Annotated in this window: 27 protein-coding genes; 16 read left to right on the top strand and 11 right to left on the bottom strand. The window is 35.6% G+C overall.

Annotation, left to right across the window (positions count from 1 at the left end):
* The first annotated feature begins 12 nt into the window (after positions 1-12).
* The 9 genes from ftsA (at position 13) to ABXT69_RS05545 (ending at position 9,138) form a co-directional block, all read left to right on the top strand.
* Positions 13-1,236, top strand: a complete 1,224-nt coding sequence (ftsA, locus tag ABXT69_RS05585) for a cell division protein FtsA (protein ID WP_416677218.1) — start codon at positions 13-15, stop codon at positions 1,234-1,236.
* Positions 1,237-1,239: 3 nt separating this feature from the next.
* Positions 1,240-2,151 carry a UDP-3-O-acyl-N-acetylglucosamine deacetylase gene (gene lpxC, locus ABXT69_RS05580; protein ID WP_416677217.1) on the top strand — a complete coding sequence of 304 codons (912 nt, stop codon included), beginning with the start codon at positions 1,240-1,242 and terminating at the stop codon, positions 2,149-2,151.
* A gap of 143 nt (positions 2,152-2,294) precedes the next feature.
* Complete coding sequence (gene ilvB / locus ABXT69_RS05575; RefSeq protein WP_416677216.1) at positions 2,295-4,028, top strand: biosynthetic-type acetolactate synthase large subunit; 1,734 nt, start codon at positions 2,295-2,297, stop codon at positions 4,026-4,028.
* 3 nt (positions 4,029-4,031) lie between these two features.
* Positions 4,032-4,517 carry an acetolactate synthase small subunit gene (gene ilvN / locus ABXT69_RS05570; protein ID WP_416651009.1) on the top strand — a complete coding sequence of 162 codons (486 nt, stop codon included), beginning with the start codon at positions 4,032-4,034 and terminating at the stop codon, positions 4,515-4,517.
* Between the two features lie 15 nt (positions 4,518-4,532).
* Positions 4,533-5,537, top strand: coding sequence for a ketol-acid reductoisomerase (gene ilvC, locus ABXT69_RS05565; RefSeq protein ID WP_416677214.1), 1,005 nt, complete (start codon positions 4,533-4,535; stop codon positions 5,535-5,537).
* Positions 5,538-5,574: 37 nt separating this feature from the next.
* Positions 5,575-6,342, top strand: coding sequence for a CDP-diacylglycerol--serine O-phosphatidyltransferase (gene pssA, locus ABXT69_RS05560; protein ID WP_416677212.1), 768 nt, complete (start codon positions 5,575-5,577; stop codon positions 6,340-6,342).
* A gap of 173 nt (positions 6,343-6,515) precedes the next feature.
* Positions 6,516-8,048 (top strand): 2-isopropylmalate synthase, encoded by a 1,533-nt coding sequence (locus ABXT69_RS05555; RefSeq protein ID WP_416677211.1) that lies wholly within the window; start codon positions 6,516-6,518, stop codon positions 8,046-8,048.
* A 2-nt stretch (positions 8,049-8,050) separates the two neighbouring features.
* The gene (locus ABXT69_RS05550) at positions 8,051-8,458 is read left to right on the top strand and encodes a hypothetical protein (RefSeq protein WP_416677210.1); all 408 of its coding nucleotides are present in this window, start codon (positions 8,051-8,053) and stop codon (positions 8,456-8,458) included.
* The gene (locus ABXT69_RS05545; protein ID WP_416677209.1) at positions 8,446-9,138 is read left to right on the top strand and encodes an epoxyqueuosine reductase QueH; all 693 of its coding nucleotides are present in this window, start codon (positions 8,446-8,448) and stop codon (positions 9,136-9,138) included. The genes ABXT69_RS05550 and ABXT69_RS05545 overlap by 13 nt, the downstream gene beginning before the upstream one ends.
* On the opposite strand, the gene argF is transcribed toward ABXT69_RS05545, so the two are convergent.
* The gene (argF, locus tag ABXT69_RS05540) at positions 9,135-10,037 is read right to left on the bottom strand and encodes an ornithine carbamoyltransferase (protein WP_416677207.1); all 903 of its coding nucleotides are present in this window, start codon (positions 10,035-10,037) and stop codon (positions 9,135-9,137) included. The genes ABXT69_RS05545 and argF overlap by 4 nt on opposite strands.
* 8 nt (positions 10,038-10,045) lie before the next feature.
* Positions 10,046-11,209 (bottom strand): aspartate aminotransferase family protein, encoded by a 1,164-nt coding sequence (locus ABXT69_RS05535; protein WP_416677205.1) that lies wholly within the window; start codon positions 11,207-11,209, stop codon positions 10,046-10,048.
* Positions 11,210-11,537: 328 nt separating this feature from the next.
* On the opposite strand from ABXT69_RS05535, the gene hpf reads away from it, so the two are divergent.
* The 4 genes from hpf to ABXT69_RS05515 all read left to right on the top strand — a co-directional run bounded on the left by hpf (position 11,538) and on the right by ABXT69_RS05515 (position 13,778).
* On the top strand, positions 11,538-11,831 hold the full coding sequence (gene hpf / locus ABXT69_RS05530; protein WP_416677203.1) for a ribosome hibernation-promoting factor, HPF/YfiA family: 294 nt from the start codon (positions 11,538-11,540) through the stop codon (positions 11,829-11,831).
* A gap of 80 nt (positions 11,832-11,911) precedes the next feature.
* Complete coding sequence (gene mgtE, locus ABXT69_RS05525) at positions 11,912-13,267, top strand: magnesium transporter (RefSeq protein WP_416677202.1); 1,356 nt, start codon at positions 11,912-11,914, stop codon at positions 13,265-13,267.
* A 13-nt stretch (positions 13,268-13,280) separates the two neighbouring features.
* Complete coding sequence (locus tag ABXT69_RS05520) at positions 13,281-13,589, top strand: DUF2007 domain-containing protein (protein WP_271558645.1); 309 nt, start codon at positions 13,281-13,283, stop codon at positions 13,587-13,589.
* A gap of 9 nt (positions 13,590-13,598) precedes the next feature.
* Positions 13,599-13,778, top strand: a complete 180-nt coding sequence (locus ABXT69_RS05515; protein ID WP_271537578.1) for a hypothetical protein — start codon at positions 13,599-13,601, stop codon at positions 13,776-13,778.
* Between the two features lie 44 nt (positions 13,779-13,822).
* Here the strand turns inward: ABXT69_RS05515 and ABXT69_RS05510 are convergent, their stop codons facing one another.
* The 6 genes from ABXT69_RS05510 to ABXT69_RS05485 form a co-directional block, all read right to left on the bottom strand.
* Positions 13,823-14,245 (bottom strand): GNAT family N-acetyltransferase, encoded by a 423-nt coding sequence (locus ABXT69_RS05510; RefSeq protein ID WP_271537579.1) that lies wholly within the window; start codon positions 14,243-14,245, stop codon positions 13,823-13,825.
* A 6-nt stretch (positions 14,246-14,251) separates the two neighbouring features.
* Positions 14,252-14,881 (bottom strand): LysE family translocator, encoded by a 630-nt coding sequence (locus tag ABXT69_RS05505; RefSeq protein WP_271537580.1) that lies wholly within the window; start codon positions 14,879-14,881, stop codon positions 14,252-14,254.
* Positions 14,882-14,900: 19 nt separating this feature from the next.
* Entirely contained in the window at positions 14,901-15,314 is a 414-nt protein-coding gene (locus ABXT69_RS05500; protein WP_271558649.1) for a VOC family protein, read from the bottom strand.
* A 10-nt stretch (positions 15,315-15,324) separates the two neighbouring features.
* Positions 15,325-15,945 (bottom strand): LysE family translocator, encoded by a 621-nt coding sequence (locus ABXT69_RS05495; RefSeq protein WP_416677201.1) that lies wholly within the window; start codon positions 15,943-15,945, stop codon positions 15,325-15,327.
* Between the two features lie 8 nt (positions 15,946-15,953).
* The gene (locus ABXT69_RS05490) at positions 15,954-17,069 is read right to left on the bottom strand and encodes a dimethylsulfoniopropionate demethylase (protein WP_416677199.1); all 1,116 of its coding nucleotides are present in this window, start codon (positions 17,067-17,069) and stop codon (positions 15,954-15,956) included.
* Positions 17,070-17,170: 101 nt separating this feature from the next.
* Complete coding sequence (locus tag ABXT69_RS05485) at positions 17,171-18,544, bottom strand: phosphomannomutase/phosphoglucomutase (RefSeq protein WP_416679563.1); 1,374 nt, start codon at positions 18,542-18,544, stop codon at positions 17,171-17,173.
* A gap of 260 nt (positions 18,545-18,804) precedes the next feature.
* Here ABXT69_RS05485 and aceE point away from each other — a divergent pair, with 260 nt between their 5' ends.
* Genes aceE through ABXT69_RS05470 form a run of 3 tightly spaced genes read left to right on the top strand, consistent with a single transcriptional unit; the run spans position 18,805 to position 22,981 of the window.
* Complete coding sequence (aceE, locus tag ABXT69_RS05480; protein ID WP_416677198.1) at positions 18,805-21,456, top strand: pyruvate dehydrogenase (acetyl-transferring), homodimeric type; 2,652 nt, start codon at positions 18,805-18,807, stop codon at positions 21,454-21,456.
* A 6-nt stretch (positions 21,457-21,462) separates the two neighbouring features.
* Positions 21,463-21,819: a HopJ type III effector protein gene (locus ABXT69_RS05475; RefSeq protein WP_416677197.1), complete on the top strand. Its 357-nt coding sequence runs from the start codon at positions 21,463-21,465 to the stop codon at positions 21,817-21,819.
* A gap of 1 nt (position 21,820) precedes the next feature.
* Positions 21,821-22,981, top strand: coding sequence for an MFS transporter (locus ABXT69_RS05470; RefSeq protein ID WP_416677195.1), 1,161 nt, complete (start codon positions 21,821-21,823; stop codon positions 22,979-22,981).
* Between the two features lie 78 nt (positions 22,982-23,059).
* On the opposite strand, the gene ABXT69_RS05465 is transcribed toward ABXT69_RS05470, so the two are convergent.
* The 3 genes from ABXT69_RS05465 to ABXT69_RS05455 all read right to left on the bottom strand — a co-directional run bounded on the left by ABXT69_RS05465 (position 23,060) and on the right by ABXT69_RS05455 (position 26,746).
* On the bottom strand, positions 23,060-23,269 hold the full coding sequence (locus tag ABXT69_RS05465; RefSeq protein WP_416677194.1) for a SlyX family protein: 210 nt from the start codon (positions 23,267-23,269) through the stop codon (positions 23,060-23,062).
* A 48-nt stretch (positions 23,270-23,317) separates the two neighbouring features.
* Positions 23,318-25,411 carry a polyribonucleotide nucleotidyltransferase gene (gene pnp / locus ABXT69_RS05460; protein ID WP_416677192.1) on the bottom strand — a complete coding sequence of 698 codons (2,094 nt, stop codon included), beginning with the start codon at positions 25,409-25,411 and terminating at the stop codon, positions 23,318-23,320.
* Between the two features lie 228 nt (positions 25,412-25,639).
* Positions 25,640-26,746, bottom strand: coding sequence for a cupin domain-containing protein (locus ABXT69_RS05455; RefSeq protein ID WP_416677191.1), 1,107 nt, complete (start codon positions 26,744-26,746; stop codon positions 25,640-25,642).
* Positions 26,747-26,753 lie beyond the last annotated feature (7 nt).

Genomic DNA, 26,753 nt, shown 5'->3' with positions numbered 1-26,753 from the left:
ATATAATCCAATATGGCAGGTAATCACTACTTAACAAGTATAGACATAGGGTCAGAGAAGATTGCTTTGTTAGTTGCTGAAAAAGAAGATGATGGTACTCACCTCAGAATTATTGCACATAATGTGTGTCCTTCTGATGGAGTAAAAAATGGCTCTTTGCGTTCCATTGATTCTCTTTCTAGAGTGATAAATAAATTAATTGACCAAACTTTTGAAAGCTTTAATTTAGATTTTGATCGTATACGTGTAAACATTTCTGATACTCACCTAACTTGCACAGATGGTATGGGGAAGGTTTCTATAAATGAAGCTGTTACTTCAAAAGATTTAGATTCTGTGCTTGAGTCGGCCATGGCAATGTCTACCCCTACTAATAAAGAAAAATTACATATTATAAAAAAGAAATTTACAATTAATGAAACTGTGACGGTTGATAATCCAATAGACATGGAGGCAGAGGTATTAGAGTCTAAAGTGCATATTGTGACCGTTTCTAGTTCTAGTATAAGGAATATTGAGCGCTGCCTCGAACAGTGTGACATGGAGCTTGATAAAATTATTCTTAATCCTATTGCTAAATCGCAGGCAATTCTGACACAAGAGGATAGTGATAATGGAGTTTGTCTGGTTGATATTGGTGCTGGAGTAACGAGTTATTCCGTTTTTCATGAAGAAGGAATAGTTCGAAGTGGAGTAATTGCAATGGGTGGTGATGAAGTTACACAAGAAATTGCTTTTGCATTTGATACTTCATTAGAAGAGGCGCAAAGACTTAAAGAAAACTATGGCACTGCTAAGTTATCTTCACTTAATGAAGAGCAATTTATTGATTTTATGCAGTCAGAAAATAATGATGAACATCAACTTTCTAGTTTTGAGTTGTCAGAGGTTATAGAAGAGGCTTATCGAGGTATTTTTGTTCTGTTAAGAAATGAGCTAAAACACCATAACTTAGAGAATATTATTAAATCTGGCTTTGTTCTTTGTGGCGGTGCTTCAAAAATTAATTCCATTGAAGAACTTGTTCGTGATTTTTTCTCTAAAAGAGTTAAAATTGGAAAAATTCAACGTACAAGACTCTCCGGCTTAGAGGCAATTCTTACTGATTATAGGTATGAGGGAGCTATAGGGCTATTGCTACATGAAGGGGACTTAAGTAAGACTGAGTATGTTGAGGCTAATAACCGTAATGGTGTTATTGGAAAATTAAAAAAAGCTATTGTAGGAAATTTTTGACTTATGGTTAAACAAAGAACAATTAAAAAAACAGTTAAAGCTCGTGGAGTTGGTATTCATAGCGGGAAGCTTGTTAATCTAACTTTAATTCCAGCTGCTCCAGATCATGGAGTAGTTTTCAAAAGATTAGATGCTGGAGGCAGACAAGTTCATGCTCATAGTGCTTTTGTTAATGAAGTTGTTTTATCAACTGGACTTGAAAGTCAAGGAGTTAAGGTCTCAACTATAGAGCATTTAATGTCAGCACTTTCTGCACTTGGCATAGATAATTTACTAGTTGAATTGGACTCTTTTGAAGTGCCAATAATGGATGGATCATCAGCTCCATTTATATTCTTAGTCCAGTCAGCTGGAATTGAGGAGCAAGAAGCACATAAGAGATTTATTGTCATTAAAGACATAATTAGAGTAGAAAATGGTCAATCATGGGCGCAGGTTTCTCCACATCATGGTTTTAAAGTATCTCTAGAAATTGATTTTGAGCATAAAAAAATTAAAGAAAGTGGGCAAAAGTTAACTATAGATTTTGCAGAACAGTCTTATCTTAAAGAAATATCAAGAGCAAGAACATTTGGTTATGAAAGGGATGTTGAAATGCTTCAAAAGCAAAACCTTGCACTAGGAGCTAGTATTGATAATGCAATAGCTCTCTCAGATGATGACATTCTAAATGAAGATGGAATGCGCTATCATAATGAGTTTGTTAAGCACAAAATTTTGGATATAGTTGGCGACCTTTTTTTATTAGGTGGAAATTTTATTGGTCACTATGAAGGCTATAAGACTGGTCATATGCTTAACGATCAATTGCTATCTGCAATTTTATCTCAACCTAATGCATTTAAAATTGAAACTTTTGAAGAGGGTGACTCCCCTATACATTATTACTCAGAAGATTGGCAAAATGATCTATAGATTGTAACTATTATTGTCACTATTTCTCTGAATAATTAATCCGATTTTTCAGCGCCTTAAAAGCAAAAACTGCTAAAAACGAAGTCTTTTTGCTTTTGATTCTTTGGGTATAATCAAAAACTTTTAAATTACAGTTATTAGTAATGAAATTGAATGGTGCTGAAATTCTTATAGATTGTTTGCAGAAAGAAGAAGTGGAGTATGTTTTTGGCTACCCCGGTGGAGCTGTACTTCATATATATGATGCCTTAGAGGCGCAAAACAAGATTAGCCATATATTAGTGAGGCATGAGCAAGGTGCAGCTCATGGTGCTGATGGCTATGCAAGATCTAATGGTAAGCCTGGTGTTGTTCTGGTAACCTCAGGCCCTGGAATTACTAATGCTGTAACAGGTATTGCTACTGCTCATATGGACTCTATACCAATGGTTGTTATTTCTGGCCAAGTCCCTTCACCATTAATTGGAATGGATGCTTTTCAAGAAGTTGATGCAACTGGAATTACTCGCTCATGTGTTAAACATAATTTTCTTATTAGAGACATTAGTGAAATTGCTTCTACTGTTAAGAAAGCTTTTCATATTGCTACTACAGGAAGACCTGGCCCTGTTGTAATAGACATTCCTAAAGACATAACAATTGCTAAGATGGAAGTTGAAGAATATCCTGCAACTATTGAGATGCGTTCATATAAGCCAACTATTAAAGCGAGTGATCGCCAAATCAAAAAGGCTGCAGAAATGCTAGCTAGCTCAAAAAGGCCTATTCTTTACGCTGGTGGTGGATGTATTATTGGTAATGCCTCCAAAGAGCTTCGTGAATTTACGCGTATGGTTGGATTCCCAATTACTCAAACCCTTATGGGCTTAGGTACATACCCAATGACCGACAAGCAGTCTCTTGGAATGCTTGGAATGCATGGTACTTATGAAGCTAATATGGCAATGCATGGTTCTGACTGCGTTGTTGCTATTGGCTCTCGTTTTGATGACAGAATTACAGGAAATTTAGAAAAATTTTGTCCTACTGCAAAATTTATTCATATTGATATTGATCCATCACAAATTTCAAAGAATGTTGTAGCTGATATCCCAATTGTGGGGCAAACGAAGCAAGTTCTTCAAGCTCTAATTGATCAGATGAAAGATAAAAAACTTGAGGATATTTCTAATTGGTGGTCTCAAATTGAAGAATGGAGAAAGGTTGACTCCTTAGCTTATAAAAAATCCCCTGGAGTTATTAAACCTCAGACAGTAATTGAAATGCTCTATGAGGTTACCAAAGGAAAAGCAATTGTTACTTCAGATGTTGGACAACATCAGATGTGGGCTGCACAGTATTATTTATTCGATGAGCCTAGGCAATGGATTAACTCAGGTGGTTTAGGAACAATGGGTTTTGGGCTTCCAGCAGCTATGGGCGCAAAACTTGCAATGCCTGATAAAGACGTAGCATGTGTTACAGGTGATGGTAGTATTCAGATGATGCTTCAAGAGCTTTCAACAATGCTTCAATATTCGACGCCAGTAAAAATAATTAATCTTAATAATGGCTATCTCGGAATGGTGAGGCAGTGGCAAGAGTTTTTTTATGAAAAGCGTTATGCAATGTCTTATATGGATGCTTTACCTGACTTTGTAAAGCTTGCAGAAAGTTATGGTCATATGGGAATAAGGGTTGAAAAAGAAGTAGATTTAAAACCTGCACTTATTGAAGCATTTAATCAAAAAGAACGAACAGTTTTTCTTGATATTGTGACTGACCCATCTGAAAATGTATTTCCAATGATTCCTGCTGGTGGAGGACATAGTGATATGTTGCTTGCTGGAAGAGATGAAATGGTTTCAAAAGATGAAACTGACTTTAACGCGGTATAGTTTATGAGACATATTATTTCAGTGATACTAGAAAATGAGGCTGGAGCACTTTCAAGAGTTGCTGGTCTTTTTACTCAACGAGGCTTTAATATTGAGTCTCTTACTGTGGCAATAACAAATGACCCAAGTTTGTCTAGGATGACCATTGTTTCTTCAGGTAGTGATAGAGTTTTAGAACAAATTGTTAAGCAACTTAATAAATTAATCGAAGTAGTTAAGGTTAGTGATTTGACTAGTCAGGATCATGTGGAGCGAGAATTATTATTGGCCAAGATTTCTTCAAGTTCAAAAGAGGGCGCTAATATAAAAGAATTGGTAGAAATTTTTGGCTGTAAGGTTGTTGACGTTTCAGATAAAGTCTATACCATAGAGGTTTCAGGAAAGACAAAGAAAATTAATGCGTTTTTGGATGCTTTTGATCCTTCAAGCATTATTGAAATTTCAAGGACTGGGGTTACTGGGATTTCCAGAGGAAAAAAATTAATTTAAATTTAAGGGAAAAAAATGAATAGATATTACGATAAAGACGCAGATCTTTCAATCATTCAAGGTAAAAAAGTTGCAGTTATTGGCTATGGCTCTCAAGGCCATGCTCAAGCAAATAATCTAAAGGATTCTGGCGTAGAAGTTGTTGTTGGCCTTAGAGAAGGCTCATCTTCCGCTACTAAAGCCAAAGAGGCGGGATTAGGCGTTATGTCTGTTGAAGAGGCGAGTGCTTGGGCAGATGTTATTATGTTATTGGCTCCAGATGAGTTTCAAGCTAGTATTTATTCAAAAAATATTGAGCCTAACTTGAGACAGGGGGTTGCTTTAGCTTTTTCACATGGCCTTAATATTCATTTTGATATGATTGTTCCAAGAAAAGACTTAGATGTAATTATGATTGCTCCAAAAGCACCTGGACATACTGTTCGCTCTGAGTTTGTTAAAGGCGGAGGCATACCAGATCTAATAGCAATTGAGCAGGATTCAACAGGTAATGCTAAGCAAATTGCTCTTTCATATGCTTCAGCAATTGGCGGCGGAAGAACTGGAATACTCGAAACCAGTTTTAGAGAAGAAACTGAAACAGATTTATTTGGTGAGCAAGTCGTTTTATGTGGAGGAACTACTTCCCTTGTTCAGGCTGGATTTGAGACACTTGTAGAAGCTGGATATGAGCCAGAAATGGCATATTTTGAGTGTCTTCATGAATTAAAGCTTATTGTTGATTTATTGTATGAGGGTGGTATTGCAAATATGCGTTACTCAATTTCAAATACTGCTGAATATGGTGATGTTACTAGAGGTCCAAGAATAGTAACTGATGAAACAAAAGCTGAAATGAAGAAAATTTTAAGTGAAATACAAAGTGGTGCTTTTGCTAAAGAGTTTATTAAAAATGTTGGTGATTTACCTGGTCGTCGAGATGTTCAGCGCAAACACCAGATTGAAACTGTTGGTGAGAGCTTACGCTCAATGATGCCATGGATAGCAAAAAATAAATTAGTAGATCAAACTAAAAACTAATAAATTTTTGATATTGTCAGCTTTATTTTAATTAGCAATGACAGAAAAAAAACCAAGAAATAGAGGAATCTACTTATTGCCAAGCATTTTAACAACGTTTGGCATGTTTGCTGGGTTTTATTCTATTATTGCATCTATTAATGGTGACTTTACATTGGCGGCAATGTCAATAATGGTTGCCATGTTATGGGACACGTTAGATGGGCGAGTAGCGCGGTTAACAAATACTCAAAGTGCTTTTGGTGCGGAGTATGATTCTTTAGCTGATCTTGTTTCTTTTGGCTTAGCTCCAGCTCTTCTGGTTTATTTATGGGGTTTTGCTGGTTTAGGAAGATTTGGCTGGCTTGCAGCTTTTGTTTATTTATCTTGCGCTGCTTTACGTCTCGCTAGGTTTAATACGCAAGTAGGTTCTGCCGATAAGCGTTATTTTCAAGGGCTCCCTTCACCAGCTGCTGCGGGCGTAATAGCTACAATGATATGGCTTAAAATTTGGGCATTTGCTTTCTTTGATTCGGACGTAATTTCAATAGGTTACATTGGGTACTATCTTGGCGCTGTAATAACAATTATTTGCGGACTTCTTATGGTTAGTAATGTTCGGTATTACAGTTTTAAAGAATTGGATTCGAAGAAAGCTTCATTTCGTTTTCTTTTGGCTCTTGTTCTTAGTTTAATTGTGCTCCTTTATAAGCCTAATATTGTTTTATTTACTGGATTTTTTCTATACTTGCTCTCAGGCCCATTTATTACTATTATTGGCATTAATAAAAGGCGCATTGAGAAAAAAAAGAGTAAGACAACTTAAGTTGCTTTATAATCTTCACTTATGATTAAGGACATTAATTCAATCACATTACTCTCACTAAGCGAGCTCTTTGCTTTGTTGCGATTATTGCCGTAAGGCAATAATAATCATAATAGACGAAAGTCTATCACTAAAATTTAAGATAAAATTCGTAAAATAAAAAGGAGCAATTAATGTCCGAAAAACTAATAATATTTGATACAACACTTAGAGATGGAGAACAATCACCTGGTGCATCTATGACCAAGGATGAAAAAGTTCGTATCGCTAAAAGTTTAGAAAAAATGAGAGTTGATGTTATTGAAGCTGGTTTTGCAATTGCATCTCAAGGTGACTTTGAAGCTGTTCAAGCAGTTGCTAAAGTCGTGAAAGATTCAACAGTGTGTTCATTAGCAAGAGCTCTTGATAAAGATATTGATCGAGCAGGAGAGTCAATTAAAGGTGCAAATTCTGCTCGAATTCATACTTTTATAGCAACCTCTGATATTCATATGAAGATGAAGCTAAGAATGACCCCTGATGAAGTTGTCACTCAAGCAATTCGCTCTGTTAAAAGAGCAACAAAGTTTACTGATAATATTGAGTTTAGTCCGGAAGATGCTGGTCGTTCAGATATTGATTTTCTCTGCCGAATAATTGAGTCAGCTATTAATGCTGGAGCAACAACAATTAATATTCCAGATACAGTTGGATACAATATACCTCATCAATTTGGTGAAACAATGAGAGAGTTAATTGAGAGAATTCCAAATTCTGATAAGGCAATTTTCTCTGCACACTGTCATAATGATTTAGGTCTTGCAGTTTCTAACTCACTTTCTGCAGTTTTAAATGGCGCAAGACAAATTGAATGCACTATTAATGGGCTTGGAGAAAGAGCTGGGAATACCTCTTTAGAAGAGGTTGTAATGGCTGTTCGAACTCGGCAGGATGTATTTGGGCTAGATACAAATATTGATGCTACAGGTATTCTTGCTGCCTCTAGATTAGTATCTTCCATTACTGGGTTTGTTGTTCAACCAAACAAAGCTATTGTTGGAGCTAATGCTTTTGCGCATGAAGCTGGAATTCATCAAGATGGAGTCCTTAAGCATAGAGAAACCTATGAAATCATGAGGGCAGAGGATGTTGGATGGAATCAGAATTCATTAGTACTTGGTAAACATTCTGGCCGGAATGCTTTTAAAGCTAGACTTACAGAATTAGGTATTGATTTTGATTCTGATGAGGAGCTAAATGATGCTTTTGCTAGATTTAAAACCTTAGCCGATAAAAAGCATGATATTTTTGATGAAGATCTTCAGGCTTTGGTTTCAGATGCCCAAACTGAGTCATCTGAATCAATTCACTTAGTTTCACTCAAAGTATCTGCTGAATCTGGGAAAGAGAATACTGCAGATGTAACGCTTTTGATAAATGGTAATGAGCAAAGTGCTTCAGCTAAAACATCTGGCGCTGTTGATGCTACGTTTAACGCAATACTTTCATTAGTTGATATTGATCCAAAGCTTCAATTGTATTCTGTAACAAATGTAACTCAAGGAACTGACTCTCTTGGAGAGGTCAATGTTCGCTTGGAGTATGAAGGAAAAATTGTAAATGGACAGGGGGTTGATACTGATATTATTACTTCATCCGCTAAAGCATATGTCAATGCTCTTAACAAAGTAATGACAAATGTTGAGAGAGCTCATCCACAGATTTGACTATGCAGTTAAGAAATAAATATCTTGAAGCTTTAGGAATTCCAGATTTTCTCTATTCAAAAATTGAGTTAAACAAATCTCCTGAGCAGCCTATAAAGCTTTTAATTGTTGAAGTAGGGGCTCAAGACTCATTTTGCTCAAAAGGCGACAGTCATAACCTGTTAATGAAAATGCTTGAATCCATCGGTTTCAGTATTAAGAGTGCTCAGCTTGTGTCACTTGAAAAAAACCTTATTGATGAGTATATAAAAAATAATCCATCAGAGGTAGTAATGGTAATGGGCTCTTCTTATGAGTCAAATAAGTCAGCTCTTTTTTTAATGCATCACCCAAGAGATATTTTAAAGAATCCAACTCTTAAGCGTGAATCTTGGGAGATTTTAAAAAAGGTTAAACAATGTCTCAAATAGACTATTCGCTTAACTCATATAAGAGACCCAAGCTAGAGACTCCTAATGGTGAAAAAAGACTATTAATGCACTCATGCTGTGCTCCTTGTGCTGGAGAGATTATGGAGGCTTTGGCCGCATCAGAAATTGAGACAACAATTTTTTTCTATAATCCAAATATTCATCCCTTTGAGGAGTATGAGCTTAGAAAAGAAGAAAATATTCGCTTTGCAAAAAAACTTGGGATGCCAATTATTGATGCAGATTATGATCGTGATGAGTGGTTTTCGAGAACAAAAGGCCAAGAGAATGAACCAGAAAGAGGAGAGAGGTGTTCTACTTGTTTTGATATGAGATTTCAAAAAACAGCTAAATATGCTTCTGAAAATAATTTTGATATTATTTCTTCGACACTTGGAATTTCTCGCTGGAAAGACATGAAGCAAATTAATGACTCAGGTGCCAGATCTTCTGAGCCACACAATGTTCCCTATTGGGATTTTAATTGGCGCAAACAAGGAGGATCTTCTAGGATGCTTGAGTTATCCAAAAAAGAAAACTTCTATCAGCAGGAATATTGTGGATGCGTCTACTCTCTGAGAGATACTAATAATTGGAGAATCTCAAAGGGTCGAGAAAAGATTGAAAGAGGTGTTAAGTTTTATCAAGAAGCTAAATTAAAACTATCTCAACTAGATTAGTCTTTAATCAGATACAGTAATAATGATTTCTGAACATGTAGTCGATTTTCAGCTTCACTCCATACTACACTCTGCTCTCCATCAATCACCTCTGCACTTACCTCTTTGCCTCTATAGGCTGGAAGGCAGTGCATAAATATTGCATCATCTTTAGCCTGACTCATCAATTTTTGATCAACTTGAAAGCGTTTAAACGCCTCTTCTCGCTGTTTTATTTCTAATTCTTGTCCCATACTAGTCCAAACATCAGTAACAATAATGTCAGCATCTCTGCAAGCATCTTTAGGATTTTTAAAATAACTGATATTTTTTTTATATTTTTCAATAAACTCATCAGATGGTCCATAACCAGGTGGAGTTGCAATAGAAAGGTCAAAGTCAAATATTGCTGCAGCTTGCATATATGTTTGACACACATTGCAGCCGTCCCCAATCCATGCTATTTTTTTACCTTTGATTGAGCCTCTATGTTCTTGATAAGTCATTAGGTCGGCAAGTATTTGGCAAGGATGAGATTCGTCTGAAAGAGCGTTAATAACTGGCTTACTAGAATTTTTTGAAAACTCAACTATATCTTCATGTGAGGACATTCTCAGCATTATTGCATCAACCATTGAGCTAATAACTATAGCGCTGTCAGTAATTGGCTCTCCTCTTCCTAGTTGTATATCTTTCTCAGAGAGAAATAGTGACTGACCACCAAGCTGGGTCATTCCTGCTTCAAATGAAACCCTAGTTCGGGTAGAGGATTTATCAAAAATCATTGCTAAAGTTTTGTTTTTAAGGGTTTCATTTATAAGTCCAGACTTATGCTCTTTTTTAAGCGAGATAGCTCGATCTATAATTCCTTGTAAAACATTTTGAGAGAATTGGTCAAAGTTGATGAAATTATTTGGCATAGTTATTCCTAAATAGTAATTAGTTTTATAATTTTTTTGATCAAGATATCAATTTCTTTTTTAGATATTATTAGTGGCGGCAACATTCTAATAGAATTACCGGTGATGTTTATTAATAGCTTGTCTTCTAAAGCCTTTTGAGTAAGCTTGCTACAATCAATAATATTTTCATCAAGTCCAATACCAATCATCAGTCCTTTGATCCTTAGCTCCTTTACCACACTATAACTCATTATTTTCGACTTAAATTCTGACTCAAAATATTGACTCATTTTCATTACGTTATCAAGAATTAAGTCATTCTCAAAGACGTCAAGAACACTTGAAGCTACGCCCGTTACTAGTGGGTTACCTCCAAAGGTTGAGCCATGAGTTCCTGGAGTTAGCATCTCAGCAGCTTTACCTTTGGCTAGGCAAGCTCCAATTGGAACGCCGTTACCTAAGCCTTTTGCAAGGCAGAGAATGTCAGGAGTAATTTTGTTGTGCTGGTGAGCAAAAAGCCTTCCTGTTCTTCCCATTCCTGCCTGAACTTCATCAAGAATATAGAGCCATTCATTTTGTTCACAAAGTATTTGGACTTTATTTAAGTAATCTGATTGAGGAATTATAACTCCAGCCTCTCCTTGGACAGGTTCAAGCATGACAGCAACTACATCTTTATTTTTACTATATTTATTAATAGCATCAATGTCATCAAAGTCAACATGAACAAACTCACTCATTAGTGGAGCAAAACCCTCTTGAACTTTGCTTTGACCTGTTGCAGAAAGAGTTGCCATTGTTCTTCCATGAAAACCTTTATTTGCAGTTAAAACAATTGGATTATGAATATTTTTAGAGCGTGCATACAGCCTAGCAATTTTAATGGCAGCTTCATTCGCTTCAGCTCCAGAGTTTGAAAAGAAGGCTTTGTCCATATTAGCAAGTTGACATAGACGTGTTGCCAGTTTTTCTTGGTTTGCAATGCGGTAAACATTTGAGGTGTGAAGTAGTTTTTTTGACTGATTGACTATACTCTTTGTAATTGCTGGATGAGAGTGGCCAAGGTTCACTACGCCAATGCCTGAGAGTGCATCAAGGTATTCATATCCAGATGTATCAGTTAACCAACAGCCACTCCCTTTTACAAAGGTAACCTCGAGTGGGTAATAGTTAGACATTAAGTTTGACATAAAAAAATTCCAGTTAATAAATAAAAAAAGCCCCATAATGGGGCTTTTGAATCTAAGTTATTTGCCAGATTAAGGCAAATTAGCCACCATTAATAAATAAACTTGAAGACAAGATCTTCGAGAAATATAAGGTTTTATTCGGCGTGATTCAGATAACATTTCAATATTCAGTAAAACTCAAAAGATTTATTATATCCTAATTTCTTCACTCATACTTTCTGTAATTTGCTCAATAAAAAAGATAAAAAAGTCCAATAGTATGATCAATTTATGACACAATATAGTTGCAAGAAAACACAATTTTATTTCATTAATCTAAGGAGTAAAAATGCAACTTAACCTTTCTGGTCATCATCTTGATATTACATCTTCTATCAGGCAACATACGAGTGATAAACTCACAAAAATAAAGCATCACTTTGATAATGTTATGAATGTTAACATGATTTTAGAAGTGCAAAAAGATCTTCAAAAAGCCGAAGCAACTATTCATGTTAGTGGGGCTGATTTATTTGCAAAAGCCCAAAGTAGAGATATGTATGTTTCTATTGATCAACTAATTAATAAGCTTGATTCTCAAATAATTAAGCATAAAGAAAAACTACATAACCACAGAGCTTAGCTTATATAAATTATAATACGATGTAATAACTGCATAACAAGTTAAGCTTGTTATGCAGTCTAAACCATTGGATTATAAATATGGCTGAAGTTGAACTTACTAATTTCGAAGTAAGCCTTCAAAATTTAATGATTTCATTAGAAGCATCAAATCATGATGAGGCAAAATATCAAATCAAAGAACTTCATCCTGGAGAAATAGCAAGACTTTTAGAAGCCATTCAACCAAAAGATCGGGCAGTTATTTGGCCTGGGATTGAAATTTCAATCCAGGGCGAAGTTTTAAAAGAGGTTAATGAAGATGTCCAGTCCCAGTTAATTGGCGAAATGTCGGTAGACGATCTTGTTAAGGCTACTGAAAAATTAGATACGGATGACTTGGCAGATATTGTCCCAAACTTACCTGAGTCAGCTGTTCATAGCCTTTTATTGACACTCGATTTTAAACATCGAGAGCGCCTTAACAAAATTCTGAGCTACCCTGAAGACTCTGCTGGTGGATTAATGAATACTGACTTTATAACTGTCAGACCTGATGTCACAATAAGAGCTGTAATAAGATATTTAAGGCTATTGAAAGAGATGCCAGTAGACACTGACCAAATTTTTGTTGTTGATAGAGACTTTAATTATTTAGGCTCCTTACTTATTACTACCTTGTTAACTGAAGGGCCAGAGCAAATGGTCGAATCATTGACTAACAATGAAGCTTCAAAACCAATTAATGCTGATACTGATGAATCTGAAGTAGCTATACTATTTGAACAAAGAAATTTAATTTCAGCTCCCGTGATTGATGTGAATAATCAGTTAGTTGGGCGAATTACAATTGATGATGTGGTTGATGTAATTCGTGATCAGGCTGAACATTCTGTGATGTCCATGGTTGGTTTGGACGAGGATGAGGATGTCTTTGCCCCTATTTTCCAAAGCTCAAAGCGCCGAAGTGTCTGGCTAGGAGTTAATCTAATTACGGCATTTATTGCGGTCTACTTTATCGGTCTTTTTGAAGCCACCTTGCAGCAAAAAATTGCTTTAGCAATATTAATGCCAGTAGTTGCTAGTATGGGCGGTATTGCAGGCACTCAAACGCTGATAATAGTTACTCGAGGAATTGCAACGGGAAGGGTAACCTCAGCTAACATCAAAACTTTAATAAACAAAGAAGTTGCAGTAAGTGGCCTCAATGGCATAATGTGGTCTGTCGTTATTGGCCTAATTACTTACTACTGGTTTTCTGACTTACTGCTGAGCTTAGTCATAGCGCTTGCAATAATTACCAATTTACTTGTTGCTGCTTTTTCTGGTGCATTTTTACCTTTGGCACTTACTAAGTTAAAGATAGATCCTGCTTTGGCTGGAGGGGTTATTCTCACAACTATTACTGATGTCATTGGGTTTGTAGCCTTCCTTGGGTTAGCAGCTTTATTTATCTGATTTTTGCACTCAAATGAAACTCTTGTATACGAATGAAAATCGAATAATGGTGATGAATGTTAAAAACGTTTTAATTAATAACGGTTATGAGGTCGTTCTTAATAACGAGTTTGCATCGAGTGCATCTGGTGGTTTAGCCCCCTTCGACACTTGGCCGGAGGTCTGGCTTTTAAAAGATAGTGAGCTAGAAGAGGCTAAAAAAGTTATTGAGTCAATTGACACTGAAATAAGCTTAATTACTTGGAAGTGTGGGGATTGTAATGAGATCAATGATCAAACTTTTGATTTTTGCTGGAAGTGTGGCAGAGACAACTTTCAATAAACTGTTCTTATGAAAAAACTTATCTTACTTTCATTAATTGTAATAATTGTTGGTTTTTTTTCTAAGGATATCTATTTAGTTATAAAACTAATTGGGTACTTTGCTTTTTTCTGGTCTATTATTAGACTTGGAAGGTTTCTATCTAGAGACTTCAATGATGGTAGAGACAATGATTATTTTGGTGAATAATAACGCAGTATTTGGTGAAAACTGAAGCATGAAAACCCTCACAACTAAAGCTTTCTTGTCATTTTTATATGATCAATGCCAGCCTCTTCATACTTTTCACCAGTACAAGTAAAGCTAAGATCAATATAAAATCCACGAGCATGCCACTGAGACGAAAGCCATAAGCTTTTTAATTGATTTTCTTGAGCCCACTCAATGAGCATTTTCATAATTAATTTACCAACACCCTTGCCTCGAAATTGTTTTAAAACAGCTACCCTTCCTATATGCCCATCAGACAAAATTCTTCCTGTTCCTATTGCCTTGTCATCTAATAATATGAGTATATGAGTAGCGTCATCATCAAGCCCATCTATTTCAAGCTCTTCAGGGACATTTTGCTCATCAACGAAAACTTTAAATCTGACTTCACATATTTCTTTATGATTAGATTTATAGCTAGTTGTAATTGCAGAAATATTTTTCATAATGACCTATAAGTGAACAAAAAAAAGATTAACCGCTAGAGCAATATATATTAAAGCTGCAACAAGGTTAAGATTTTTATTTATAGTTTTTGATTTTTTTAAAGTTCCTTCAAGGAAGCTAGATAAATAGGCAATTGATGTGAAAACAAAAAATGCACTAAAAATGAATAGTAATCCAAGGAGAAATATCTGAGATGAGACATTATTATTGGAATTTACAAACTGAGGCAAAAAGACCAAAAAAAAGATTGCTACTTTTGGGTTGGTTAAGTTCATAACAACACCCGTTAAATAGTATGATTTATTTGAACTATTTTGGGAGGCTTTCCCTAAGTTTAACTCTTTATTTTGAATCGAGAGCCATGCAAGATACACAAGGTAAAAAGCGCCAATAATTTTCAGTCCATTGAAGGCAATTGCACTTGTTTGAAAAACAACACTTACACCAATCGCAACTAAGATTGTGTGTCCTATGAGCCCTGTGCAAAGACCAAGTGTAGTATAGAGTCCAATTTTCCATCCCCTTAAAGCTGAATTACTCATAACAAATAGATTGTCAGGCCCAGGAACTAGGCTTAGAACTACAGATGCAGTAATAAAAGTTATTATTGTCTCAATACTCAATACTTCTAACATTTATAAACCTTTGGCGTAGTTATTTGCTAAACACTTCTGTTAAATTTTTGTAGGCTTTGAGTTCGATAGAGTTACCTGAATAGTCCTCAAAAAACATTGTTGCCTGCTCACCAGGTTGGCCTAAAAACCTCACATTAGGAGTAATAATAAATTTAACAGATTTTGATTGCAGTTTATGGGCTAAATTATAAAAGGTATCCCAATCTAGTACACAACCAAAGTGAGGCATAGGAACTGAAACACCTTCTACGCTTGAGCTAGAATTACTACTTTTTATTACCTCACCAACATGAAGCGAGAGTTGGTTTCCAAAAAAATTGAAATCTACCCAGGTTTCTGAGCTTCTTCCCTCAAGACACCCTAAAAGACTCCCATAGAATCTTCTTGTAGACTCTAGATCAGTCACTGTATATGCTAAATGAAAGACACTCATAAAAATCTAGTTAAGACGTACCCATTATTAAACCAATAAGAATTAATGTGGAACCAGTAACTCTATTTTGCCATAATATTTTTTTTGGGTCCGACAGAAATGATTTTGATATTTCAGCAAGCATGACGTAGCCAATCATTACAATTAAATCAACACTAATTAATGTTGCAGTTAAAATTAAACAAGTAGAAATTTTAAGGGCAGTTAAATCGACAAAAAGTGGTATTAATGCAAGAAAAAAAACGGTGCCTTTGATGTTTGTTATGTTCACAAAAAAACCCTTTAGAAGAGAACTCAAAGGGTTAAAAGCTTTGTCTAGGTAGGCTTTAGAAGTAGATATCTGTTCAATTTTTTTAAGCCATTGAATAATTCCTAGTGCAATTAAGTAAAGCATTCCCAGCATTTTAATTATTGAAAAAATACTTGGAAACTGATCAATTAATACTCCTAGTCCTAGCAGCAGAAATATAATTTGACTCATTAATCCAAGTTGCAGGCCAATTACTGAAATTATAGATCTCTTCAGGCCATATTGCGTGCCCTGACTTATTGAAAAAATTGCTCCAGGGCCAGGGGATATACTAATAAAAAGTGCAGATGCTAATAGCCCAAGCCAGACAGTTAATTCCATAAGTTCATTTAGTTAAAGGGAATTGGTGAAACCTTCCCTAGTCTTTTACCCCAAGGCGTTTCTACTTCTACTTCTGAGTCTATATCATTGAAGCCTTTGTCAAGAGTGGCCATAGCCATATTAATTTTTAGTCTTGGTGAATATGCAGCACTAGTAACCTTTCCACATATTTTGTTGCCACTTTTAACTTGCCATGGGCTAGCACAGCCACCAATAAATGCATCACCCTCAACAACAAGGCCAACTAGTTTTTTAGTGATGCCTTCAGAGCGTATTTTATGGAGTGCATTTCTACTTAAGTAATCAGCTTCTTTATCGAGCTGACAAAAATTAGCTAAAGGAAGCTCTAGGGGGTTGCTATTTATATCCATGTCATTACCCCATGAAAAAAGACCCGACTCAACCCTTTCAATATTGTTTGGAGTCCCAGGCTTAATGTCATATTTTTTACCTGCAATAGCAACAATATCCCAGAGCTTTTGGCCTTTAGAGCCATCACGAAGATAGAGCTCAAAACCACCTTGCTTACTCCACCCTGATTTTTGGACAATGAGAGGAATGCCTTCTAACTCAACTTCTTTAAAAAAGAAATACTTGATATCTTTAACCCAGTCACCAAACAAATCAATCATTAATGGCAAGTGGTTAGGTCCTTGGATAGCAAGGGGAGATACATCTGGCTCACTAATCTGAACATCCCAGCCAAGTCCACAGACAAGTCCACGAGTCCATAGTAAAACATCACTATCAGCAATCGAAAGCCAAAAATGATTTTCAGCCAATTTTAATATTATTGGATCATTTATAATTCCACCATTTTCATCAGTAATAAGGGCATATTTTCCTTGACCAATTTGGAGTTTTGAGAGATCTCTAGAAGTAATATATTCAACAAACTTATACGCATCACCACCAATTATTTCAACTTGCCTCTCAGCAGCAACATCCCACATTGTGACGTTATTCATTAAATTCCAGTAGTCAGCCTCTGCACCTTCATAAGAAGTGGGCATAATCATATGATTGTATAACGTGAAAGTTTTAGCTCCTGCTTTAAGAGTAGCCTCGTAATATGGGGATTTTCTTAAGCGGTCTGAAAGGGTAAAGTTGACATGTCCATCCATTGGGGGTTGCTCCAAGTTTTAAGTATTATTACTTTTTAAAAGAATGTTGTCTTGCAAAGATAAAAAAGTGTATTTTATACCTTATTTTTTAAATTTTTCAACTATAAAGAATCTGCAGAAATACCATTTGATTTAAGCCATTCAGCAAACTTTGTCTTTATTTCATTTAGCGATTTATTGTCATTAGCTTCAAAACGTAAAACTAAGCAAGGGGTTGTATTGGAAGCCCTGACTAGCCCCCAACAATTTTCGTAGTCGACTCTAACGCCATCAATAGTAATAATAGTGGCATTGGGAAAATTAATGTCCGCTGATAATTTATTCATTGCTTCAAATTGCTGACCATGCTTCTCAAAGTTAATATTAATTTCAGGGGTACTTAGGTTTACTGGCATTTCATCAAAAATTTCAAAACATGACTTATTGCTCTTAGAGATAATTTCTAATAACCTTGCACCAGTATAAAGAGCATCATCAAATCCATACCAGCGCTCCTTAAAGAATATATGTCCTGACATTTCTCCAGCTAGCTCTGCTTTAGTTTCTGTAAGTTTTTGTTTAATAAAACTGTGCCCGGTTCTGGACATAATTGGTTCACCTCCATTTTCAGAAATAAATTTAGGCAGAAGTGAAGAGCACTTCACATCAAAAATAATTTTTGCACCTTTATTTCTACTTAATACATCCTTAGAGTAAAGCATCATTTGCTGATCAGCCCAAATGATTTGACCTTTGTTGTCAACCAATCCTAACCTATCTCCATCTCCATCAAAAGCAAGGCCTAAGTCAGAGTTAGTATCTTTAACTTCTTGGATTAAATCTTGTAAATTTTCGGGTTTAGAGGGATCTGGGTGGTGGTTTGGAAACCTGCCATCAACTAAACAAAAGAGTTTGGTAACTTTAACGCCTAATGCTTCAAACAATTGAGGAGCAATGTTACCTGCTACGCCATTGCCACAATCAATTACAATTTTGAGATCTTTCTCAATTTTGATATCTGACTTAATCGTGTCTATATAGTTTTGATCGATATTTATAGAAGTTGAGGTTCCAGAACCAGAAGAAAAATTGTTCTCATTAATTCTTTTAAGTAGGTCTTGAATTCTTTCAGCTGAAAGAGTTTCGCCTGCGACCATAATTTTTAATCCGTTATATTCTGCAGGGTTGTGCGACCCAGTAATCATAACGCCTGATGTTGCTCCTTTGGTGTAAGTTGCAAAATACACAACTGGAGATGGGACCATACCTATATTCACCACGTGACAGCCACTCTCAAGAAGGCCTGAAATCAATGCATCTGATAATTCTGGTCCCGTTAAGCGTCCATCTCTTCCTACAACAACACCTCTTTCACCTTTTTCAATAGATTCGCTACCAACAGCCTTGCCTATCAATTTGACAATTTCTGGTGTTAGTTCAGTTTCAACAATACCTCTTATATCGTAGGCTTTGAAGATTGAAGTTGGAATATTCATTAAAATATTTGTAAAGATTAAAGTTGCAGTCATTTTAACAAATTTTTATTTTAGAAATCGATAGAAGACTTTTAAAGGAACAAAATAAAAAGATTTATTGATAATGCTAGCTAATCGCTTTTTTCTCAATATCTATAAAGACTTTTCTTTAAGCTTAAACTGCACTTTATTAAGGTGATTTTGAGTTAACTTTTTAGGGATAATATCCACAAAAGTTGAATTTCAAACCTTTTCTGTTGAATTAAATTAAATCAAATTTTATGTCTCAAAAAGATATTGATCCGCAAGAAACTATTGAATGGCTAGAAGCTTTTAGATCTGTTGCCAGGGTTGAAGGGCAAGATAGAGCTAAGTATATCCTGCAAAAATTAATGGATATGGCCCATGAAGATGGGATGAATTTACCACAAGGGGTTAATACTGCTTATTTAAATTCAATTCCAGTAGAAAAAGAAACTGAACTTGTTGTTAAGCATGATATTGAGCATCGAATTAAATCGATCATACGATGGAATGCAATGATCATGGTCGTTAAAGCAAATCAAGTCTCTTCTGAGCTTGGTGGCCATATTGCATCATTTGCATCTAGCGCCACACTGTATGAAGTTGGTTTCAATCATTTCTATAGAGGTGGGAATTTAGACCAGGGAGCAGATCTAATATTTTTCCAAGGCCATATTGCACCTGGTATATATTCAAGAGCCTTTCTAGAAGGTAGAATTACTGAAAAGCAAATGCTTAACTTTAGGCAGGAGGCTAACCAAGAAGGATTATCATCCTATCCCCATCCATGGTTAATGCCAAATTTTTGGCAGTTTCCAACAGTATCTATGGGACTAGGGCCAATAATGGCGATATTTCAAGCGCGTTTTATGAAATACCTTCAGCATCGAGAAATTATTAAAACGGATAAAAGAACCGTTTGGGCCTACATAGGAGATGGTGAAACAGACGAGCCTGAGTCTCTTGGCGCCATATCTTTAGCAGGTAGAGAAAAGCTGGATAATCTTATTTTTGTTATTAATTGTAATCTTCAGCGTTTAGATGGACCTGTTCGAGGCAATGGTAAGATCATTCAAGAGCTTGAAGGAATGTTTCGAGGCGCTGGCTGGAATGTAATTAAAGTTATTTGGGGTAGGGGTTGGGATAAATTAATCGCCAATGATACTTCGGGCCTTTTGAGGCAAAGAATGGAAGAAGTTGTAGATGGGGAATATCAGGCCTATAAAGCAAAAGATGGCGCTTATGTTCGTAAGCATTTTTTTGGAAAGTATCCTGAAACTCTTAAACTTGTTGAGCATATGTCTGATGATGAAATTTTTGGGCTTACTCGAGGTGGCCACGATCCAAATAAGGTTTTTCAAGCTTACAAATCAGCTAAAGAGCATAAGGGACAGCCTACAGTTATTTTGGCAAAAACAGTCAAAGGATACGGAATGGGAGAGGCTGGTGAAGGACAAAACACTACCCACAGCCAGAAGAAATTAGGTGTTGATGCACTAGTTCGTGTTGCTCAGAGATTTGATATCCCTGTTACTAAAAAAGATGCAGAAGAGCTCAATTTTTATAAGCCTGCTGAAGATAGTGAGGAACTAAAATATCTTAGAGAGAGGCGTGAAGCTTTGGGCGGATATCTACCTGTTAGAAGTTTTGAGCTGGAGACCTTTAAAATACCAGAATTAAACGTTTTTGATCCTCTACTAAAATCTACTGATGAAAAGGAAATATCAAGCACAATGGCATTTGTGCGCTTCCTATCACTATTAATACGAGATAAAGAGATTGGTCCAAGAGTTGTTCCCATTGTTCCTGATGAGGCGAGAACTTTTGGAATGGAGGGTCTTTTTAGGCAAATGGGCATTTATTCTTCCTCTGGTCAGCTCTATGAGCCAGAAGACTCTGATAAAGTTATGTGGTATAAAGAAGATATTAAAGGCCAGGTGCTTCAAGAAGGCATCAATGAAGCTGGAGCAATTTCTGACTGGATTGCTGCTGCAACATCTTATGCTTCTCATAATGTCACAATGATTCCTTTTTATATTTATTATTCAAAGTTTGGTTTTCAAAGGGTTGGTGATCTTGCTTGGGCTGCTGGAGATATGCAAGCCAAGGGTTTTTTGATGGGTGGTACTGCTGGAAGAACTACGCTTGCTGGTGAAGGTCTTCAGCATCAAGATGGGGATTCATTGATTGTTGCCAATACTATTCCAAATTGTGTTTCCTATGATCCAACTTATGCGTATGAATTAGCAGTTATTCTGCGTGAAGGCATGCGCCGTATGTATGAGAATATGGAAAGTGTTTTTTATTATATAACACTTATGAATGAGAACTATGTACATCCCGCAATTCCTAAAGGCGCTGAAGAAGGAATTATTAAGGGAATGTATCCATTAAAAGTAGTAGGAAAATGCAAAATTGAAGTTCAATTATTAGGAAGTGGCGCTATTCTTAGAGAAGTTGAAAAAGCAGCTGATATGCTCTCAAAAGACTGGGGCGTTATGTCTCATATTTGGAGTGTTACTAGTTTTAATGAGATTACAAGAGAGGCTCAAAAAATTGACCGTGAAAATTTGTTTAGTACAAGTAAAAATAAGAAGGTTCCATACATAACTCAGTGCTTAAGCAAATCTTCTGGCCCAGTAATTGCTGCTACAGACTATATGAGAAATTATGCAGAGCAGGTTCGTAAGCATATACCTCTTCATTATGAGGTATTAGGTACAGATGGATTTGGTAGGTCAGATTCTCGTAAAGAGCTTAGATATTTTTTTGAGGTGAATGCAAATTATATTGTTTTTGTAACATTAAAGGCGCTTGTTGATGATGGCTTGCTGGATTCAAAAATAATTAAAAGTGCCATTAAAAAACTTAATATTGATGTTAATAAGTCAAACCCAATGTATACATAAAAAACGTTGAATACCAAAGAGTATCTCGAGCAACTTAGGTCAGGAGTTAAGATGAATTTTTCTGATTTTACTAATCTCATTGATCAAGAATATGAGTTTTTAAATGTCGCTTTTACAAATAGTGATCTTGTTAACTCAAAAGAAGAAAATCAAGCCTCTGCAAAGGTTTTCTGTTTTGGCTTGATGCATTCTCTTTCTGAATCAGAAACGTTAAGATGTTTTGGTGAACATTATCAATCTGTTATTGATGAGCCAGAAAATCATAATTCCCATTTAAACATTCGCAGATTCGTTAGTAATGGCTGGAAGGGAGTTTTAATCAATCAAAATACACTTAAGCCCAAGAAGGAATTTGAGCATTGATATGACTGAGAGTGCTAAATATAATAATGGTATTTATACTGTCTTTCTTAGCGCCTTCTTAGTACTCTTTCAGATTGGATTATATTTTGTTTATATTCCTTGGAACGCTGAAAGGCTTCAAATAACTGAGGCGGAAATTGGTATTGGCCTTCTGGTTTTCGGTATTGCAAATTTAATAGGTAACCAAACATCAGGGAGATTAATTGTTCCAAAAATTGGCACTAAAAATGCCATTACGATTGGTTTACTTGGTATTTCGTACCTTCCATTACTATTAATACTATCACCAAATTACTTCTGGTTTTTATTGGCTTTTGTACCATTTGGTTTTTTTGTAGGTTTTTTTAGTCCTTCTGCGCAGTCACAAATATCAATGATTGAAGAAAAGACTTCTAGAGTCATTACTCCTTTATACCACGCAGCATTTAGCTTTGGCTCATTAATCGGAGCTATTACTGCATTCTTTACAATCAAGTACATTGAAAGTGTAAGTTTAATTTTTTCTATATCTGGATCAATGCTTGTTTTAGGAGCACTAATAGTATTTAAGTTTGGACTCTCAAAAACATTTGAAGATTTAAAGAAAACACCAAGATTTAAATTTCCAAAAAAATCAATACTAATTTTTGGTTTTTTAATGATGATGAATTATGCAACTATGGGCATAATTCTTGATTGGTCTGCTTTATGGTTAACAAAAGATTTATTAGTACCTCTTTTCTTAGGAGGAGCCGTTATAGTGGCCTTTAATGTTGGTGAGATTTCTGCAAGACTAATCGCCTCAAAAATGATTAATAAATATAGCGAAAAATTAGTTGGTGGTTATTTAAGTATTATTGCAGGCATAATACTTTTCCTATCAATATTGACGTCAAATTTTTATGTCATTATTTTTGGAATGATACTATTCGGTTTTGGAACAGCCAACTTTATAGCAATTATTCTTAGGCAAGCTATCAGGCTGACAGATGAGCCTATATCTTTAACTGTTGCTAATCTTATAACTATGGGATTTGCTGGCTTTATTTTTGGGCCAGCATTGGTTGGTTATTTAGCTGAATATATTGGATTGACCTTTAATATGTATCTCTTAAGCTTGGTATGGGGGCTTAATGGTTTAGCCCTTATAATCATGATGAGGCGAAATCAGGCTATTGTTTAGTAGCTAGAAAACTCATTGCTTTCATATTCTCCCTTAATAAGCTCTAAAATTCTCTCTTTTAAGGTAATCTAATTCAAGTTAATAATGTGGTGGCTTATCATCAGTCACTTCAGATTGTTCAGGTTGTGATTGAGATTGATTAATTATCTTTTCATTAGTTTCTTTAATTTGATTAGTGAGTTTTTCAATTTTTTCACCTTGACGGAAAATAACCATATTAAGTTCATCGAGCATATTTTGAAGATATGATATTTTTTCTTCTAGTTCTACGAGTTTATTATCTGACATAATTTATTATATTCAATAAAAAAGCCACCTTTCGGTGGCTTTATTTAATTACTTATCAATTAAAGCCTTTCTAGAAAGTTTAATTCTTCCTCGGTCTATCCCAAGAACTTTAACTTCAATTTCTTGACCTTCCTTAAGGTGATCTTCAACTTTTTCAACTCTTTCATGTGCAATTTCAGATACATGAAGAAGCCCATCCTGATTAGGCATGATTGTAACAAAAGCGCCAAATTCGACTATTTTTGCTACCTTGCCCATATACACTTTATTTAATTCAGGAACTGCAGTGACATCTTTAACCATCTGAACTGCTTTTTCAAAGCTTTCAGTATCATTTGCAAAAACATTAACATTTCCTTCGTCATCAACATCTACGCTAGCACCTGATTGAGCTACAATACCCCTGATAGTCTCGCCACCCTTACCAATTACATCACGAATCTTGTCAGTAGGGATTTTAATAACTTTAGTCTTAGGAGCATTTTTTGATGCAGCATTAGGCTCAGAAATAACTTGGTTCATTTGACCAAGAATATTAAGTCTTGCTTCTTTGGCTTGCTTAAGTGCAATTGACATAATGTCTTCAGTGATACCATCAATCTTAATATCCATTTGAAGTGCATTTATTCCTTTTGCTGTTCCAGCAACTTTAAAGTCCATATCACCAAGGTGATCTTCATCACCAAGAATATCAGTTAATACTGTAAAGCGATCTTCATCTTTAACAAGACCCATCGCAATACCTGCAACTGGCGCTTTAATTGGAACACCTGCGTCCATAAGTGACAGAGAAGAGCCACAGACACTTGCCATTGAACTAGAGCCGTTAGACTCAGTTATTTCTGAAACGATACGGATAGTATATGGAAACTCTTCAATACTTGGAAGGCAAGCTGCAATTCCTCTTCGAGCCAATCGACCATGACCAATTTCACGACGTTTAACGCCCATTACTCGACCTGTCTCACCTACACAGTATGGAGGGAAGTTGTAATGAAGCATGAAGTGATCTTCTATACGATCATTTGATTCAAGTTTTTCAATAAGCTGTCCATCTCTTTTAGAGCCAAGAGTTGTAACAACAAGGGCTTGAGTTTCACCACGCGTAAAAAGTGCGGAACCATGGGTATTTTCTAATACGCCTGTTTCGATTGCAAGTTCACGAACAGTCGAGCTATCTCTTCCATCGATTCTTGGTTCACCTTTTAAGATACGCTCTCTAACAGTTGATTTTTCAATTTTTTTAATATAGTTTTTAACGTCATCAGAGCTAGGTGAATCATCAGCATCAGTTATAAATTCTTCAAGGGCAGCGTCTTTAACTTCACCCATTTTTTCATAACGCTCCATCTTGTCAACAGTCTGATAAGCTTCAGAAATTTTACTTTCGAATTTAGATTTAATAGAAGACATTAGAGATTCATCCTCAGCTGGTGCTTCCCATTCGCGAGGAGAAACTCCTACCTCTTTTGCAAATTCAGCAACACTATCAATTACTACTTGAAATTGCTCATGTGCAAACATAACAGCTGCAAGCATTACGTCCTCTGAAAGTTCACTTGCCTCAGATTCAACCATTAATACAGCATCTTTGGTTCCAGCAACAACCATATCAAGTTCTGAAGTCTTAAGATCAGTATATGTTGGGTTAATAATGTAGCTTCCATCTTTGTAACCAACGCGTGCAGCACCAATAGGCCCTTTAAAAGGAACCCCAGCAATTGCCAATGCTGCAGAAGTTCCAAGCATTGCTAAAATATCAGGATCTACATTTTTATTTGCAGAAATAACCTGAATCATAACTTGAACTTCATTCATGTAGCCATTTGGAAATAATGGACGAATAGGGCGGTCGATTAGGCGAGAAGTTAATGTCTCTTTTTCACTTGGACGCCCTTCTCTTTTAAGAAAGCCACCAGGAATTTTTCCTGCTGCATAAGTCTTTTCAATATAATCTACGGATAATGGAAAAAAAGATTGGCCTGGTTTAGCTTCTTTTGCTCCCACAACGCTAACTAGTACTTGTGTATCATCCATGCTAGCTAAAACAGCTCCATGAGATTGTCGTGCGATTCTTCCTGTTTCAAATGTGATTTGACTATTGCCAAACGTAAAACTTTTTTGAACTATATTCATGTCCATTGCGTTACTCCAATAAAATAAAAAGTGTTTTATGGTTTAACGTAATAAGCTTTATTTAAAACATACCCAATAGGTACGCTTGAGATAAAACTTACCAAAATCCATAAAACAGTTGAATTATCCCCTAATTTTTTTTCTCGAATGTACTAAATTTGCCTGTTCTCATTGAGTATTAATGCTTTATAAGTTTTAAATAATTAAAACTAAATTTAAAAATATTGATTAGTTTTATGTAGATTTTTCAATGAGTGATAATGACACTAATCGCTCTGCTAGAGTCCTATTTTTATTGCTTAATTGAAGTTTTCTTGTATTGGAAAAACTAACAACTAAGTCTTCATCTATATCACTACAATTAAAGACTTCACCATTAATGAATACTCTCAACTCTTTATTGATAAATTGGTATGCTATTCTGCATATTGGATGAAGTTGATATAAACCTAGCTCTTCTATTTCTTCTTGAGCCTGGTAAGCTCTGATTTCATTAAATTTTTTTTCATCCTCAGGATCAAGTTTGGTTACAAAGCACCCAAAGTAGTCTTTAGGCAGCGTATTAATTTTTAAAAATCTTCTCATTTGCTCAATTACTGATTGAGTAATTTCAGCTGGATTAATATTCACTTCCCATTCTGGATCTTTAAGATAGGCATCATTCTTATTATTAGGCAATTCAAGTGAACTCAGCATTTCATTATTTAAGTAGGATCTGTAGCCAATCGAGAGCGTTATACATTTATCATCAAGACTTACACCATGATGAGCCACTTTTGGAGGTATGTAGACGATATCTCCGGGCTCAGTCACCCAAGTTGTTTCTTTAATAAAATTTTTCATTATTCGAAGTGGAGTGTCTTTTAAGTAATTTTCAGGATTGCAATCAATTACACTTGTTGTCCATTGCCGCCTTCCAAGCCCTTGAAGTAAAAACACATCATAATGATCATAATGAGGTCCAACGCTTCCACCTAATGCTGCAAAAGATATCATTACGTCATCAAAGCGCCACCTTGGAATAAAATCAAACTCTCTAATAATCTGATGAACTTCACTTATGTATCTGTCAATTCCTTGAACTAAAAGAGTCCACTTGTTGTTTGGAAGTTGCTCAAAGATTTTTTCATCAAATGGCCCTTCTTTTACGTTCCATTTATTCATTGAAATTGATCCAGTTACAATTCTAGATTCAAATTCCTCTTCACAAGAAAGCCCTGCAATTTCATCCGGAGATAGAGGACTAATAAATTTTGGAAGGGCGTTTTTAATTAGAAGTGGTTTTTTTTGCCAATACTCTTCTAGAAACTGTTTTTTAGAAATTTGGCCGAAATGAATCATTATTTTC

The organism is Candidatus Pseudothioglobus sp. Uisw_016 (genome assembly GCF_048087635.1).
Taxonomy (GTDB): Bacteria; Pseudomonadota; Gammaproteobacteria; order PS1; family Pseudothioglobaceae; genus Pseudothioglobus.
The sequence above is the reverse complement of the archived record's forward strand: the minus strand, read 5'-3'. Positions and strand labels throughout refer to the sequence as shown.

Coding starts and splice junctions, on each gene's coding strand:
- ftsA (WP_416677218.1), top strand. CDS start 13: ATGGCAGGTAATCACTACTTAACAAGTATAGACATAGGGTCAGAGAAG.
- lpxC (WP_416677217.1), top strand. CDS start 1,240: ATGGTTAAACAAAGAACAATTAAAAAAACAGTTAAAGCTCGTGGAGTT.
- ilvB (WP_416677216.1), top strand. CDS start 2,295: ATGAAATTGAATGGTGCTGAAATTCTTATAGATTGTTTGCAGAAAGAA.
- ilvN (WP_416651009.1), top strand. CDS start 4,032: ATGAGACATATTATTTCAGTGATACTAGAAAATGAGGCTGGAGCACTT.
- ilvC (WP_416677214.1), top strand. CDS start 4,533: ATGAATAGATATTACGATAAAGACGCAGATCTTTCAATCATTCAAGGT.
- pssA (WP_416677212.1), top strand. CDS start 5,575: ATGACAGAAAAAAAACCAAGAAATAGAGGAATCTACTTATTGCCAAGC.
- ABXT69_RS05555 (WP_416677211.1), top strand. CDS start 6,516: ATGTCCGAAAAACTAATAATATTTGATACAACACTTAGAGATGGAGAA.
- ABXT69_RS05550 (WP_416677210.1), top strand. CDS start 8,051: ATGCAGTTAAGAAATAAATATCTTGAAGCTTTAGGAATTCCAGATTTT.
- ABXT69_RS05545 (WP_416677209.1), top strand. CDS start 8,446: ATGTCTCAAATAGACTATTCGCTTAACTCATATAAGAGACCCAAGCTA.
- argF (WP_416677207.1), bottom strand. CDS start 10,037: ATGCCAAATAATTTCATCAACTTTGACCAATTCTCTCAAAATGTTTTA.
- ABXT69_RS05535 (WP_416677205.1), bottom strand. CDS start 11,209: ATGTCAAACTTAATGTCTAACTATTACCCACTCGAGGTTACCTTTGTA.
- hpf (WP_416677203.1), top strand. CDS start 11,538: ATGCAACTTAACCTTTCTGGTCATCATCTTGATATTACATCTTCTATC.
- mgtE (WP_416677202.1), top strand. CDS start 11,912: ATGGCTGAAGTTGAACTTACTAATTTCGAAGTAAGCCTTCAAAATTTA.
- ABXT69_RS05520 (WP_271558645.1), top strand. CDS start 13,281: ATGAAACTCTTGTATACGAATGAAAATCGAATAATGGTGATGAATGTT.
- ABXT69_RS05515 (WP_271537578.1), top strand. CDS start 13,599: ATGAAAAAACTTATCTTACTTTCATTAATTGTAATAATTGTTGGTTTT.
- ABXT69_RS05510 (WP_271537579.1), bottom strand. CDS start 14,245: ATGAAAAATATTTCTGCAATTACAACTAGCTATAAATCTAATCATAAA.
- ABXT69_RS05505 (WP_271537580.1), bottom strand. CDS start 14,881: ATGTTAGAAGTATTGAGTATTGAGACAATAATAACTTTTATTACTGCA.
- ABXT69_RS05500 (WP_271558649.1), bottom strand. CDS start 15,314: ATGAGTGTCTTTCATTTAGCATATACAGTGACTGATCTAGAGTCTACA.
- ABXT69_RS05495 (WP_416677201.1), bottom strand. CDS start 15,945: ATGGAATTAACTGTCTGGCTTGGGCTATTAGCATCTGCACTTTTTATT.
- ABXT69_RS05490 (WP_416677199.1), bottom strand. CDS start 17,069: ATGGATGGACATGTCAACTTTACCCTTTCAGACCGCTTAAGAAAATCC.
- ABXT69_RS05485 (WP_416679563.1), bottom strand. CDS start 18,544: ATGAATATTCCAACTTCAATCTTCAAAGCCTACGATATAAGAGGTATT.
- aceE (WP_416677198.1), top strand. CDS start 18,805: ATGTCTCAAAAAGATATTGATCCGCAAGAAACTATTGAATGGCTAGAA.
- ABXT69_RS05470 (WP_416677195.1), top strand. CDS start 21,821: ATGACTGAGAGTGCTAAATATAATAATGGTATTTATACTGTCTTTCTT.
- ABXT69_RS05465 (WP_416677194.1), bottom strand. CDS start 23,269: ATGTCAGATAATAAACTCGTAGAACTAGAAGAAAAAATATCATATCTT.
- pnp (WP_416677192.1), bottom strand. CDS start 25,411: ATGGACATGAATATAGTTCAAAAAAGTTTTACGTTTGGCAATAGTCAA.
- ABXT69_RS05455 (WP_416677191.1), bottom strand. CDS start 26,746: ATGATTCATTTCGGCCAAATTTCTAAAAAACAGTTTCTAGAAGAGTAT.